The organism is Pantoea sp. GABEPS69, assembly GCF_045780835.1.
GTDB classification, from domain to species: Bacteria; Pseudomonadota; Gammaproteobacteria; order Enterobacterales; family Enterobacteriaceae; genus Pantoea; species Pantoea septica.
The window spans coordinates 1,665,652-1,679,659 of record NZ_CP118618.1; the positions used below are offsets into that span (position 1 = coordinate 1,665,652).

General features: G+C 60.5%; 13 protein-coding genes. 10 read left to right on the forward strand and 3 right to left on the reverse strand.

Translation table 11 applies throughout. The features are described from left to right. Positions 1–151: 151 nt before the first annotated feature. From PVE98_RS08160 to PVE98_RS08195, 8 genes are all read left to right on the forward strand, one after another. On the forward strand, positions 152–1,828 hold the full coding sequence (locus PVE98_RS08160) for a methyl-accepting chemotaxis protein (protein WP_033749733.1): 1,677 nt from the start codon (positions 152–154) through the stop codon (positions 1,826–1,828). Between the two features lie 85 nt (positions 1,829–1,913). After that, a complete protein-coding gene (gene cheR, locus PVE98_RS08165) occupies positions 1,914–2,786 on the forward strand; it encodes a protein-glutamate O-methyltransferase CheR (RefSeq protein WP_033749731.1) in 873 nt (290 codons plus the stop codon). Further along, the gene (locus tag PVE98_RS08170; protein ID WP_033749729.1) at positions 2,786–3,835 is read left to right on the forward strand and encodes a chemotaxis response regulator protein-glutamate methylesterase; all 1,050 of its coding nucleotides are present in this window, start codon (positions 2,786–2,788) and stop codon (positions 3,833–3,835) included. The genes cheR and PVE98_RS08170 overlap by 1 nt, the downstream gene beginning before the upstream one ends. A 39-nt stretch (positions 3,836–3,874) precedes the next feature. After that, positions 3,875–4,264 (forward strand): chemotaxis response regulator CheY, encoded by a 390-nt coding sequence (gene cheY, locus PVE98_RS08175; protein WP_033749727.1) that lies wholly within the window; start codon positions 3,875–3,877, stop codon positions 4,262–4,264. A gap of 9 nt (positions 4,265–4,273) precedes the next feature. Beyond that, positions 4,274–4,915 (forward strand): protein phosphatase CheZ, encoded by a 642-nt coding sequence (gene cheZ / locus PVE98_RS08180; RefSeq protein WP_033749725.1) that lies wholly within the window; start codon positions 4,274–4,276, stop codon positions 4,913–4,915. A gap of 185 nt (positions 4,916–5,100) precedes the next feature. Next, positions 5,101–6,252: a flagellar biosynthesis protein FlhB gene (gene flhB / locus PVE98_RS08185; protein WP_033749723.1), complete on the forward strand. Its 1,152-nt coding sequence runs from the start codon at positions 5,101–5,103 to the stop codon at positions 6,250–6,252. Further along, positions 6,245–8,338 (forward strand): flagellar biosynthesis protein FlhA, encoded by a 2,094-nt coding sequence (gene flhA, locus PVE98_RS08190; protein ID WP_096073343.1) that lies wholly within the window; start codon positions 6,245–6,247, stop codon positions 8,336–8,338. The genes flhB and flhA overlap by 8 nt, the downstream gene beginning before the upstream one ends. Continuing rightward, positions 8,338–8,742 (forward strand): flagellar protein FlhE, encoded by a 405-nt coding sequence (locus tag PVE98_RS08195; protein WP_096073342.1) that lies wholly within the window; start codon positions 8,338–8,340, stop codon positions 8,740–8,742. Before flhA ends, PVE98_RS08195 begins: the two co-directional genes overlap by 1 nt. A 277-nt stretch (positions 8,743–9,019) precedes the next feature. On the opposite strand, the gene argS is transcribed toward PVE98_RS08195, so the two are convergent. After that, positions 9,020–10,750, reverse strand: a complete 1,731-nt coding sequence (gene argS, locus PVE98_RS08200; protein ID WP_096073341.1) for an arginine--tRNA ligase — start codon at positions 10,748–10,750, stop codon at positions 9,020–9,022. Positions 10,751–10,949: 199 nt separating this feature from the next. Beyond that, positions 10,950–11,072 carry a hypothetical protein gene (locus PVE98_RS08205; protein ID WP_255351572.1) on the reverse strand — a complete coding sequence of 41 codons (123 nt, stop codon included), beginning with the start codon at positions 11,070–11,072 and terminating at the stop codon, positions 10,950–10,952. A gap of 308 nt (positions 11,073–11,380) precedes the next feature. Here PVE98_RS08205 and PVE98_RS08210 point away from each other — a divergent pair, with 308 nt between their 5' ends. Beyond that, the gene (locus PVE98_RS08210; RefSeq protein ID WP_096073340.1) at positions 11,381–11,947 is read left to right on the forward strand and encodes a VOC family protein; all 567 of its coding nucleotides are present in this window, start codon (positions 11,381–11,383) and stop codon (positions 11,945–11,947) included. Here PVE98_RS08210 and PVE98_RS08215 read toward each other — a convergent pair. After that, positions 11,944–13,089 carry a MalY/PatB family protein gene (locus PVE98_RS08215; protein WP_096073339.1) on the reverse strand — a complete coding sequence of 382 codons (1,146 nt, stop codon included), beginning with the start codon at positions 13,087–13,089 and terminating at the stop codon, positions 11,944–11,946. The two genes, PVE98_RS08210 and PVE98_RS08215, sit on opposite strands and share 4 nt — an antisense overlap. An 85-nt stretch (positions 13,090–13,174) precedes the next feature. Between PVE98_RS08215 and cutC the strand changes: the two genes are divergently transcribed. Then, positions 13,175–13,927 carry a copper homeostasis protein CutC gene (cutC, locus tag PVE98_RS08220; RefSeq protein ID WP_033749711.1) on the forward strand — a complete coding sequence of 251 codons (753 nt, stop codon included), beginning with the start codon at positions 13,175–13,177 and terminating at the stop codon, positions 13,925–13,927. The last annotated feature ends 81 nt before the right edge of the window (positions 13,928–14,008 follow it).

A 14,008-nucleotide genomic window follows, 5' to 3' on the forward strand; every position in this document is an offset into this window, starting at 1 on the left:
GAAGCGGGCCTTTTCAATTCAGCCTGTTGCCGCGCCGATGAAGCGCGCATTCTCTTTTTTAAGCCCAGCTGGTCCAACCCCGCGTTCCCTGCATAAAGATCCCCTCGCTAACGCCGATAACTGGTGAGATCCGCCAACCAATGAGGTGTTTATGTTTAATCGAGTACGCGTTATCTCCGGGCTGCTGGGTGTGCTGGCGCTGTTTGTTCTGCTCCAGCTGGTTTCCGGAAGCGCTTTTTTCAATACGGTGAAAGCCGACAAAGAGAATTTTGCCTATAACCAGCGTCTGGCGACGCTACAGCAGGCGATGGGCACCTCATGGGTTTCCCTGGTACAGGCGCGCAACACCCTGAACCGGGCCGGCATCCGCTATCTGCTGGACAGTCAGCAGGCCGGTTCCGGCGCGACGGTGCAGGATCTGGTGGCGCTGGCCAACCAGGAGCTGAAGGTCGCCGATCAGGGTTTCGCCGACTTTAACGCCAACCTGTCGGAAAAGGGGAAAACCGCCGAGAACGTGCTGACGCTGCAGGCGAACTATAAAGCCTACCGTGACGCGCTGACCGAGCTGACCGGCTTCCTTGCCGCCGGTAACTTCAAGGGCTTTGTCGATCAGCCGACTCAGGGTTTTCAGGATAAGTTTGAAAACGATTACAACGCCTGGCAGAGCCATAACCAGTTGCTGGCGAAACAGGGCATCGACGCTAATAACGCCGCTTACAACCACGCCATTCTCATGGCGATCGGCCTGGTGATCGCCTCGCTGCTGATCAGCCTGCTGGTCTGGACGGTCATGCGCAGCGCGCTGATCGGTCCGCTGAAGCTGAGCATCGAGCATATCCGCCATATCGCGCGCGGCGATCTGACGCAGCCGATTACCTATAGCGTTCGCAACGAGCTGGGCGACCTGCTTGAGGCCCTGCAGGAGATGCAGCAGGAGCTGGCGCGCACCGTTTCCACCGTGCGCGACGGCGCGGACGCCATCTACACCGGCGCCAGCGAAATCGCCATCGGCAATAACGATCTCTCGTCCCGCACCGAAGAGCAGGCGGCGTCGCTGGAGCAGACCGCCGCCAGCATGGAGCAGCTCACCGCGACCGTGAAGCAGAACGCCGAGAACGCCCGTCAGGCGTCGCAGCTGGCGCTGAGTGCCTCCGAAACCGCGCAGAAGGGCGGCAAAGTGGTGGACGGCGTGGTGAAAACCATGAGCGATATTGCGGGCAGCTCGAAAAAGATCGCCGATATCACCAGCGTCATCGACGGCATCGCCTTCCAGACCAACATTCTGGCGCTCAACGCGGCGGTGGAAGCGGCGCGCGCGGGCGAACAGGGCCGCGGCTTTGCCGTGGTGGCGGGCGAAGTGCGCAGCCTGGCGCAGCGTAGCGCCCAGGCTGCGAAAGAGATTAAAGCGCTGATCGAGGACTCCGTGGCGCGCGTCGATACCGGCTCGGTGCTGGTAGAGAGCGCAGGCGAGACCATGCATGACATCGTTAGCGCGGTCACGCGCGTCACCGACATCATGGGCGAGATCGCCTCGGCGTCGGACGAGCAGAGCCGCGGCATCGATCAGGTCGGCCTCGCGGTGACGGAGATGGATCGCGTCACCCAGCAGAACGCCGCGCTGGTGGAAGAGTCCGCTTCGGCGGCCGCCTCGCTGGAAGATCAGGCCAGCCGACTGAAACAGGCAGTTTCTGTGTTCAATATTGGTAAAGAATTTGTCGCCCAGGCCGTTAACAGAACTACGGCGTCGAAAAGTTTACGACTGGACGCGCCGGCTGCGGCCTCCCGCGCGCCAGCTGTTCGCAGCGACGACAACTGGGAAACCTTTTAATCGCCTGGATGGTCGGGCCGGCGACAACGCCGCCCGACATAGCAGCAGAATTTAATGAATTAAGTACAGTGCCAGGTGACCTGAAATGAAGAAATCGACGTTACTGGATCAAACCGAAGCGACAACGCTGCTCTCGCAGATGGTGCAGCGTCTGCCGCTTTCGGATACACACTTTCGTCGTATCAGCCAGCTGATCTATCAGCGCGCTGGCATTGTGCTGGCCGACCATAAGCGCGAGATGGTCTACAACCGTCTGGTGCGCCGTCTGCGCACGCTGAACATCGACGACTTTGGCCGCTATCTGGCGCTGCTGGAGAACGACGTCAACAGCGCAGAGTGGCAGGCCTTTATCAACGCTTTGACCACCAACCTGACGGCGTTTTTCCGCGAGGCGCACCACTTCCCCATCCTGGCGGAACACGCGCGCAAGCGCGCGGGCAGCTTTAACGTCTGGTGCGCCGCCGCCTCGACCGGCGAGGAGCCTTACTCGATCGCCATGACGCTGGCGGAAACGCTTGGCGCCGGTCCGGGCAAGTTCCAGGTGCACGCCAGCGATATCGATACCCAGGTGCTGGAGAAGGCGATTTCCGGCGTCTATCGCCAGGAAGAGCTGCGCACGCTGTCACAGCAGCAGATGCAGCGCTTTTTCCTGCGCGGCACCGGCCCGCATGACGGCATGGTGCGGGTGCGTCCGGAACTGGCGAACAGCGTCAACTTCGCCCAGCTTAACCTGCTGGCGAACGAGTGGGCGCTGCCGGGGCCCTTCGATGCGATCTTTTGCCGCAACGTAATGATCTATTTCGATAAAGAGACGCAGGAAAAGATTCTGCGCCGTTTTGTTCCCCTGCTGAAGCCGGGCGGACTGCTGTTTGCCGGTCATTCAGAGAACTTTAGTCAGATCAGCAAAGAGTTCTGGCTGCGTGGACAAACCGTCTATGGACTGACGAAGGAAAGATGATGAGCAAAATCACCGTAATGTGCGTGGACGACTCCGCGCTGATGCGCCAGTTGATGACCGAAATCATCAACAGTCATCCCGATATGGAGATGGTGGCGACAGCGCCCGATCCGCTGGTCGCCCGCGATTTAATCAAGCAGTACAACCCGCAGGTGCTGACGCTGGACGTGGAGATGCCGCGCATGGACGGCCTCGACTTTCTCGAGAAGCTGATGCGTTTGCGCCCGATGCCGGTGGTGATGGTGTCGTCGCTGACCGGCAAAGGCTCGGAGATCACCCTGCGCGCGCTGGAGCTCGGGGCGGTGGATTTCGTTACCAAGCCGCAGCTCGGCATCCGCGAAGGGATGCTGGCCTACAGCCAGATGATCGCCGACAAGATCCGCGCGGCGGCGCGCGCGCAGCTGCACGCCCGTCCGATGATGCCGGCGCCGGTGACCCTAAAGGCTGGGCCGCTGCTGAGCAGCGAAAAGCTGATCGCCATCGGCTCTTCGACCGGCGGCACCGAAGCGATTCGCCACGTGCTGCAGCCGCTGCCACCGACCAGTCCGGCGCTAATGATCACCCAGCATATGCCGCCGGGCTTTACCAAATCTTTCGCCGATCGCCTGAACAAGCTCTGTCAGATCACGGTGAAAGAGGCGGAGGACGGCGAGCGCATCCTGCCTGGGCACGCCTACATCGCCCCTGGCGCGATGCATATGGAGCTGGCGCGCAGCGGCGCCAACTATGTAGTGAAACTGAATGAAGGGCCGCCGGTGAACCGCCACAAACCCTCTGTGGACGTGCTGTTCAAATCGGTGGCCATCAACGCCGGACGTAACGCGGTGGGCGTCATCCTCACCGGCATGGGCAACGACGGCGCGGCGGGCATGCTGGAAATGCATCGCGCCGGCGCCTGGACCATCGCGCAGAGCGAAGCCTCCTGCGTGGTCTTTGGAATGCCGCGAGAAGCCATCGCCAGCGGCGGTGTAAGCGAAGTCGTGGATTTAGGCAACATCAGCCAGCATATGCTGGCAAAAATTAGCGCCGGACAGGCACTGCGTATTTAACAGGCCCGTCCTGCCGGGCGAGATAACACAGGAGTAATTATGGCTGATAAAAACATGCGCTTTTTGGTGGTGGACGACTTCAACACGATGCGTCGTATTGTGCGTAACCTGCTGAAAGAGCTGGGCTTCAATAACGTCGAAGAAGCGGAAGATGGTGTAGACGCTCTCGGCAAGCTGAAAGCGGGCGGTTTCGACTTCGTGATCTCCGACTGGAACATGCCGAACATGGATGGCCTGCAGCTGCTGCAGACCATTCGCGCCGACGCCGCGCTGGGCAAGCTGCCGGTGCTGATGGTGACCGCGGAAGCGAAGAAAGAGAACATTATCGCCGCCGCACAGGCTGGCGCCAGCGGCTACGTGGTGAAGCCTTTCACCGCCGCTACGCTGGAAGAGAAATTAGGCAAGATCTTCGAAAAACTGGGCATGTAAGGAGATGTGATGAGCGACCTTCCGAAACCAACTGAGGATGCCTCGGCACACGACATCATTGCTCGCATCGGCTCTCTGACGCGCATGCTGCGCGACAGTCTGCGCGAGCTGGGGCTGGATAAAGCCATCGCCGATGCGGCTGAAGCCATTCCCGATGCCCGCGATCGTCTGGATTATGTGGTGCAGATGACGGCGCAGGCTGCCGACCGTGCGCTGAACTGCGTCGAAGCGGCGCAACCGCATCAGGATAAAATGGAAGCCGGGGCAACCCAGCTGAAAGGGCGTTGGGACCAATGGTTTGAAAACCCGATCGAACTGGCCGATGCGCGGGAGTTGGTGACGGATACGCGCGCATTCCTCAGCGAAGTGCCAGATCATACCGCCTTTACCAACAAGCAGCTGCTTGAAATCATGATGGCGCAGGATTTCCAGGACCTGACCGGTCAGGTTATCAAGCGCATGATGGATGTGATCCAGGAGATCGAGCGCCAGCTGTTGATGGTGCTGCTGGAGAACATGCCGGAAGTCAGCGCCGAGAAGCGTCAGGAGGGCACCAGCCTGCTGAACGGTCCGCAGATCCACGCCGATGCACCGGGCGTGGTGGCGAACCAGGATCAGGTTGACGACCTGCTGGATAGCTTAGGGTTTTAACCCTGCGTCGTCAGCCTTCAGGCTGGCGACGGCTTGCCATAAGCGGGGCCGCCTTTCTGGCGGTCCCGTTCCTCATTCCCAAACTCATCCGCTAAAGAACGCCTCTTTTCGCCGTTTTATCTTCGCTTTAACCAAAGCCAAATTTGGCATTCTATGCTCAGAATTCCTACCCACTGAGGTTTGTCGTGGCTGAAGAGAGCGACGAGGACAAAACAGAATCGCCCACACCCCACCGACTTGAAAAAGCGCGTGAAGAGGGGCAGATTCCGCGTTCGCGCGAGCTGACGTCGGTGCTGATGCTGCTGGCGGGACTGATGATCCTCTGGCTGGGCGGCACGCTGATGGCGCGCCAGCTGGCGGCGATGGTCGCCTCCGGGCTGCGCTTCGACCACAGCATGGTGAACGACAGCAAACTGATTATCGGCCATATCAGCAGCCTGATCGGCCAGGCGGTGATGGCGCTGCTGCCGCTAATGGGCGGGCTGGTGCTGGTGGCGATCGCCGCGCCGATGCTGCTGGGCGGCATCGTGATCAGCGGCAAATCGATCAAGATGGACTTTAAAAAGCTCAATCCGCTGCCTGGCTTCGCCCGTATGTTCGCCGCGCAGGCCTGGACCGAACTCTTTAAGGGCATCCTGAAGGCGATTCTGGTGGGCAGCGTCGGCGGCTGGTACATCTGGTCGCACTGGCCGGAGATGCTGCGGCTGATCAGCCAGTCGCCTACCAATGCTCTGATGCATGGGCTGGGCATGATCGCCGCCTGCTGCGCGCTGGTGATCCTCGGGCTTATCCCGATGGTGGGCTACGACGTTTTCTGGCAGCTCTACAGCTACTACAAAAAGCTGCGCATGTCGCGCCAGGAGATCCGCGACGAATTCAAACAGCAGGAGGGCGACCCGCACGTCAAAGGACGCATTCGCCAGGCGATGCGCGCCGCCGCGCGCCGCCGCATGATGGCCGATGTGCCGAAGGCGGACGTGATTGTGACCAACCCGACGCACTACTCGGTGGCGCTGCAGTACAACGAGAACAAGATGAGCGCGCCGAAAGTGGTGGCGAAAGGCGCGGGCGAGGTAGCGTTGAAGATCCGAGAAATCGCCGCAGAGCATCGCATTCCGCTGCTGGAGGCGCCGCCGCTGGCGCGCGCCCTCTACCGGCACACTGAAATCGGCCAGCAGATCCCCGGCGCGCTTTACGCGGCGGTGGCGGAAGTGCTCGCCTGGGTCTGGCAGCTGCGTCGCTGGAAGCGCGAAGGCGGCCTGATACCGAACAAACCGAAAAACCTGCCGGTCCCGGCAGAGATGGACTTTGCAGGAGAGAAGCGAAACGATGGCTAACCTGGCCGCAAAACTGCGTTTACCGAACAACCTGAAAGATACACAGTGGCAGGTGCTTGCCGGTCCCGTGTTGATCATGATGATCCTGTCGATGATGGTGCTGCCGTTGCCCGCCTTCATCCTCGATCTGCTGTTCACCTTTAACATCGCGCTCTCGATTATGGTGCTGCTGGTGGCGATGTTCACCCAGCGCACGCTGGAGTTCGCCGCCTTCCCGACCATTCTGCTCTTCTCGACGCTGCTGCGCCTGGCGCTGAACGTCGCCTCGACGCGCATCATTCTGATGGAAGGTCACACCGGCGCGGGCGCGGCGGGACGGGTGGTCGAGGCGTTCGGCCACTTCCTCGTCGGCGGCAACTTCGCCATCGGCATCGTGGTGTTCGTTATCCTGGTAGTGATCAACTTCATGGTTATCACCAAAGGCGCAGGGCGTATCGCGGAAGTGGGCGCGCGCTTCGTGCTTGACGGCATGCCGGGCAAACAGATGGCGATCGACGCCGACCTGAACGCTGGCCTGATCGGCGAACAGGAGGCGAAAACGCGCCGTAGCGAAGTGACGCAGGAAGCGGACTTCTACGGCTCGATGGACGGCGCCAGTAAGTTCGTGCGCGGCGACGCCATCGCCGGCATTCTCATTATGGTGATTAACGTGATCGGCGGGCTGCTGGTCGGCGTGGTGCAGCACGGCATGGACATTGGCCACGCCGCCGAGACCTATACGCTGCTGACCATCGGCGACGGTCTGGTGGCGCAGATCCCGGCGCTGGTGATCTCTACCGCGGCGGGCGTGATCGTCACCCGCGTCGGCACCGATCAGGATGTCGGCGAGCAGATGGTGGGGCAGCTGTTCAATAACCCGCGCGTCATGCTGCTCAGCGCCGGCGTGCTCGGCCTGCTTGGCATGGTGCCCGGCATGCCGAACTTCGTGTTTCTGCTGTTTACCGGCGCGCTGCTCGGCCTGGCCTGGTGGATGCGCGGCCGCGAGATGGAGGCGAAGAAGAATCCGGAAGCCGCCAGCAGCGCGGTGATGAAAGCGTCCGACACGCCAGCCAATACCGAAGCCTCCTGGACCGACGTGCAGCTGGAGGACACGCTGGGCATGGAGGTCGGCTATCGCCTGATCCCGATGGTGGACAGCACCCAGAACGGCGAGCTGCTGGGCCGTATCCGCAGCATCCGTAAAAAGGTGGCGCAGGATGTCGGCTTTCTGCCGCCGGTGGTGCATATCCGCGACAACATGGAGCTGCCGCCTGCGCGCTACCGCATTCTGATGAAAGGGGTCGAGATCGGCAGCGGCGATGCCTATCCTGGCCGCTGGATGGCGATCAACCCAGGCACGGCGGCGGGCACGCTGCCGGGCGAGACAACGGTCGATCCGGCGTTCGGTCTGGCGGCCATCTGGATCGACAGCGCGTTGAAGGAGCAGGCGCAGATTCAGGGCTTTACCGTGGTTGAGGCGAGCACCGTGGTGGCAACGCATCTTAACCATCTGATTGGGCAGTACGCCAGCGAGCTGTTTGGTCGTCAGGAGGCGCAGCAGCTGCTCGATCGCGTCAGCCAGGAGATGCCGAAGCTGACGGAAGATCTGGTGCCAGGCGTTATCACCCTGACGACGCTGCACAAGGTGCTGCAAAACCTGCTGATCGAGCGCGTCTCGATTCGCGATATGCGCACCATTATCGAAACGCTGGCGGAACACGCCCCGGTGCAGAACGATCCGCAGGAGTTGACCAGCGTGGTTCGCGTAGCGCTGGGCCGCGCCATTACCCAGCAGTGGTTCCCGGGCAATGACGAAGTGCAGGTGATCGGCCTCGATACCACGCTGGAGCGTCTGCTGCTGCAGGCGCTGCAGGGCGGCGGCGGGCTGGAGCCGGGTCTGGCCGACCGACTGCTGGAGCAGGCGCAGGCCGCGCTGCAGCGTCAGGAGATGCTGGGCGCGCCGCCGGTGCTGCTGGTCAATCATCCGCTGCGCGCGCTGCTGGCGCGCTTCCTGCGCCGCAATCTGCCGCAGCTGGTGGTGCTCTCCAATATGGAGCTGACCGACAATCGACATATCCGTATGACCGCCACTATCGGAGGCAAATAATGCGTTATGGGCTGTGGGGTCTGGTGCTGCTGTCGCTGACGGCGCTGCCGCTTTACGCCGCGTCGGGCGCATGGCACGCCAGCGTTAGCGGCCCGCCGCTGAGCAACCGCGGCGCCTGGGTGAAGTCAAAGCCGCTGCATGCGCCGCCGGGCGTTTCCGGCACGGTGAATCTGATTAACTGGCGCTATCAGCTCACCGGCACGGCGCCGTCGGGATTGCAGGTGAAGCTCTGCGGCGCGCAGCGCTGCGCCTCGCTGGAGGGTGGCAGCGGCGCGACGCGCGAGCTGGCCTCGCTGGATGCCAATGAAACGCTCTATATGGTGTTCGGCGTGGCGGGCAGGGGCGCATTGCCGCCGGGTTTGCAGGTGCTGAGCAGCGAAGTGATGGTGAATTACCAGAATTAAAAGCGGGGAAGGGAAAACCTAAAGCGCGCGCAAAAGTTAGCTGTACGGATAGTCTGGACCGAAGAGCAAAGCGTCCCGCGGCAGGGACAAAAACGCCGGGAGCGTTTTTGAACGGCGCAGAGCGCTGGCCCGTTACGGGCGCACCTCAGGGATGAGGTGCGTATCCCCGCGGGCCGAGCGCGCATGGATGCCTTGAGCGACTTTGCGATCGGACCAGACTATCCGTACCCGCACAAGCCTTAACAAAAAACCCCGCCCTGGCGGGGTTTTTTGTTTGTTACATACGCTCGACGGTTTTGATGCCGAGGGTGTCCAGACCCTGTTTCAGCGTCTTCGCCGTCAGCGCGGCCAGCTGCAGGCGGCTCTGGCGCGTCGCCTCGTCCTCTGCGCTGAGGATCGGGCAGTGCTCGTAGAAGCCGGAGAACAGACCCGCCAGATCGTAAAGATAGGCGCACATCACGTGCGGCGTGCCGTCGCGCGCCACCTGGGTAATGGTCTCTTCGAACTGCAGCAGGCGCGTCGCCAGCTGCGCTTCGCGATCCTCAGTAATCGCCAGCGGCGCATCGATGCTGTCGACGTCGACGCCCGCTTTACGGAACACGGAGAGCACGCGGGTGTAAGCGTACTGCATATAGGGCGCTGTATTGCCCTCGAACGCCAGCATATTGTCCCAGTCGAAAATGTAATCGGTGGTGCGGCTCTTCGACAGATCGGCATACTTCACCGCGCCGATGCCGACCACTTCCGCCAGCTGCTGCAGCTCCGCTTCGCTCATCTCCGGGTTCTTCTCGCGCACCAGCGCCAGCGCGCGATCGTGCGCCTCTTCCAGCAGATCGGCGAGCTTGATGGTGCCGCCGCTGCGGGTTTTAAACGGACGGCCGTCTTTGCCCAGCATCATGCCGAAGGCGTGATGCTCCAGCGGAACGGATTCCGGCACGTAGCCCGCTTTGCGCACGATAGTCCACGCCTGCTGCAGATGCTGATGCTGGCGCGAATCGATGTAGTAGAGCACGCGATCGGCCTTCAGCGTCTCATAACGATATTTGGCGCAGGCGATATCGGTGGTCGTATAGAGGTAGCCGCCATCTTTCTTCTGAATGATGACCCCCATCGGTTCGCCTTCTTTATTTTTGAACTCGTCGAGGAACACCACGGTCGCGCCTTCGCTGGTCACCGCCAGCCCTTTGGCGCGCAGATCGTCGACGATGCCCGGCAGCATGTCGTTATAGAGGCTTTCGCCCATCACATCTTTGCGCGTCAGGGTCACGTTAAGGCGGTCGTAAATCAGCTGGTTCTGGCCCATAGTGATATCGACCAGCTTCTTCCACATGGTGCGGCAATATTCGTCGCCGCCCTGCAGCTTGACCACATAGGCGCGCGCGCGCTCGGCGAAGGCTTCGTCTTCGTCGTAGGTGCGTTTCGCTTCGCGATAGAAGGCTTCGAGGTCGGCGAGCGCGATCTCTTCATGATGCTCGTTCTGCTGCTTTTCAAGATAGGCGATCAGCATGCCGAACTGCGTGCCCCAGTCGCCCACATGGTTAGCGCGGATCACGTTATGACCCAGAAACGACAGGGTGCGCACTGCGGCATCGCCGATAATGGTGGAGCGGACGTGGCCGACATGCATCTCTTTCGCCACGTTCGGCGCGGAGTAGTCGACGACGATGGTTTGCGGCTCAACGGCGGCGACGCCCAGACGCGGCTGCGTCAGCGCCTGCTTCGCCTGCGCGGCAAGCCAGTCGCGATCGAGAAAAATATTGATGAAGCCTGGCCCGGCAATCTCTACCTTGCTGGCAATACCTTTCAGGTCAAGATGCGTTATCACGCTTTCAGCCAGCTGACGCGGCGCCTGACCCAGCTTTTTCGCGACGGCCATAATGCCGTTCGCCTGATAATCCCCAAACTGAACCTTGGCGGACTGGCGAACCTGGGGTTCACAGTCGGCCGGCGCACCGGCTAAAATCATCGCCTGACTGACTTTTTCGGAAAGAAGAGCCTGAATATTCACCGCATTACCTTCATGTGCTAAAAGGCTCGTCTGCCGCGCAGAGAGCCGTTGTCCTCACTCTGCCGACGCGCCCTGAGGCCACGCAGAATGGAAAAAAGAAGAGGGGAAGTATACGTGAAATGTCACGTTGCGTCAGCAGCCGCCGCGCAAGAGAACGTGCGGGGAAACGGCGTCAGGCCGGTTTCCCGAAACAGAGAGATTAGCGACGACGAAGAGGGCGACGAGGATTTTTGACGCTTTTGTCTTCACGCACCTTCCAGTGGCGGGAAATTGCAAATCCCATCAGTGCGATCAGGACTGCGACAACAATGAGCATGAACATAGAGCCATTCCTTGTAGTTGTGTTAGGTCAAATTTATAAGAAAGGCGGTTTGGCTGCAATTGTTTGGCTGGCAAATAAGAGTTATCTTATTGTATAAATGAATATCATATTTTTCATGAGCTTAACTAACATTCATCCAGCAACTGCTGGACCTGAAGAGGGGATAAATCCGAATTAAAAGGGTAATTTACGTGGTTTTACGGCAAAATTACGGCCAAATCGGATGATTCCTAACATTTTATCGCGCCTGAAGCAGTGCTGGCGGGACTTTCCATTTATTAAAAAGCTTAAACTAACTGAGACGTTTTATGACCTCCTCCCCGATATTTCCCTCTGAATTACAGGACTTAGAGCGCGATCTGACGCGCTTCAGCGCGTCGCTGCAACAATTCGCCAATCGCCTCGGATTAAACTTAGCGGCGCTTGAGGCCGACCATATTGCGGTGCGCTGTCATCAGAACAGCACGGCGGAGCGCTGGAAGCAGGGACTATTGAAGATCGGGACGCAATTTTCCGAAGCGATCATCAATGGGCGTCCCATCTGCCTGTTTAAGCTGCATCAGCCTCTGCAACTGAACGGCTGGGCGCTGGACGTTATCGAACTTCCCTGGCCAGGAGAGAAGCGCTATCGCCATGAGGGCTTTGAGCATGTAGAAATCGTGCTGCGCGGCGATCATCAGACGCTGGGCATGCGCGCCATGGCGCTGCTCAGCGACGACGCGCTGGCGCAGCCGGGCATTTCGTTCAAAACCAGCTCGCCGCAGGGCGAAAACGAGCGGCTGCCCAATCCGACGCTGGCCGTGACCGACGGGCAGACCACGATAAAATTTCATCCGTGGCGACTGGAGGAGATCGTCGCCAGCGAGGCGAGCTAAGCGCGCGCGGCGACGGCAGCGCGCAGCCGGTCGAGCGCCTCTTCCAGCGTGGCGTGGGTGCAGCCGAAATTAAAGCGCACAAAGCGATCGTCGCCGAAATCGCGTCCGGGCGAAAAGCCTAATCCCTGGTTTTCAAAATAGAGCGCCGGGCTGGCGACATCCAGCCCGCTGCAGTCTATCCAGCCGAGGTAGGTCGCTTCCGGACTGGCCATCGACAGGCCCGGCAGCGCGTTAACGGCGGCATGCAGACGATCGCGGCTGACGCGCAGATAGGCGAGCAGCGCCTCCAGCCACGCGTCGCCGCCGCGCCAGGCCGCTTCGGCGGCGACCAGCGCCAGAATATCGACCTCGGGCACGATACCGTAGCGCGCCTGCTTAAAGCGCGCCCGCAGTTCCGCGTTGGGAATAATCGCCAGCGACGCGCCGAGTCCGGCGATGTTGAAGGTTTTGGACGGCGAAATCAGGGTGACGCTGCGCTGGGCGGCATCTTCGCTCAGGCTGGCAAAGGGAGTATGCCGGACACCAGGCTCGAGCAGCAGATCGCAGTGGATCTCATCGGAACAGACGATCAAATCGTGCTGGCGGGCAAAGGCCAGCTGCGCTTCCAGCTCGTCGCGGCGATAGACGGTGCCGCCGGGATTTTGCGGGTTGCAGAGCATCAACAGCTTCTCTTTGCCGTTAAGCAGGGCGGCGGCCTCGCTGAAGTCGACGACCCAGCGTCCCGACCGGCACCTCAACGGCAGGGTGATCTGCTCGCGCGCCGCCAGCTTCGCCGCGCCGCGAAAAGGGGGATAGATGGGTGAAGGAGAGATTGAGCGCTCGTCGGGCGCGGTAAGCGCGCGCACCGTCAGATTGAGTCCGCTCACCACGCCAGGCAGCACCACAATCCACTCCGGCTCTACTTTCCACTGGTAGCGCTGTTCGAAGCGCGCGATGGCGGCGTCGATCAATCCTGTCGGGCGGTCGCCGTAACCAAAAACGCCATGTTCGGCGCGGGTTTTTATCGCGTCGATAACGCAATCAGGCGAGCGAAAATCGGTGTCCGCGACCCACAGAGGAAGGACGTCGCGGTCACTATATTTGTTCCATTTGAGGCTATCGGTGTGACGACGGTCTATCCGTTGGTCAAAATTGAATGCCATGCGCTGGTTTCCACGTAAACTCATTGGGTAGTCAGACTAACTTATCGCCCTGTGTCGAGCCAGACGTCATGTAAAGGAGAAACAGATGACCACACTGGAAATTTGCTGCTACGGCGTGGATTGCGCCATGACCGCGCAGCAGGCCGGCGCCGACCGCGTTGAGCTGTGCGCCGGACCGCGTGAAGGCGGCCTGACCCCGTCGTCCGGCTCGCTGGAAGCAGCACGCCGTGAAATATCGATTCCGGTTCATCCTATCGTCCGACCACGCGGCGGCGACTTCTGCTACACCGCGCGCGAATTCGAGATTATGAAGTCCGACGTGGCGAAAATTCGCGAAATGGGTTTTCCCGGCCTGGTGATCGGCATGCTGGATGAAGAGGCGCATATCGACCGTTCGCGTATGCGGCAAATTATGGCGCTGTGCGACGGCATGCAGGTGACCTTTCATCGCGCCTTCGATCTTTGCCACAGCCCCAATCGCGCGCTGGATGAGTTAACCGCGCTGGGCGTGGCGCGCATCCTGACGTCCGGCCAGCAACAGAGCGCGGAAAACGGAATTGCATTATTAAGGGAACTTAATGAACAGAGCGAAGGTCCAATCATTATGGCTGGTGCTGGCGTACGCCTGAGCAACCTGCAAAAGTTCCTGGACAGCGGACTTAGCGAGGTTCACAGCTCCGCCAGCCGCCTCGTGACCTCACCGATGCGTTATCGTAAAGCCGGTGTCTCCATGTGTTCCGAAGCCGAAATGGACGAGTTCAGCCGTTACTGCGTGGATAGCGATGTGGTGGAAGCCATGAAAAGCGTGATGCAGCTTAATACCGTCAGGGTAGCCTGAATCACCACAGATTTTGCCGCGCAGCACGCCTTATGACGTGATGTTTGCAAGTACCAAACCCCAGTTATCTTGCTGGGGTTC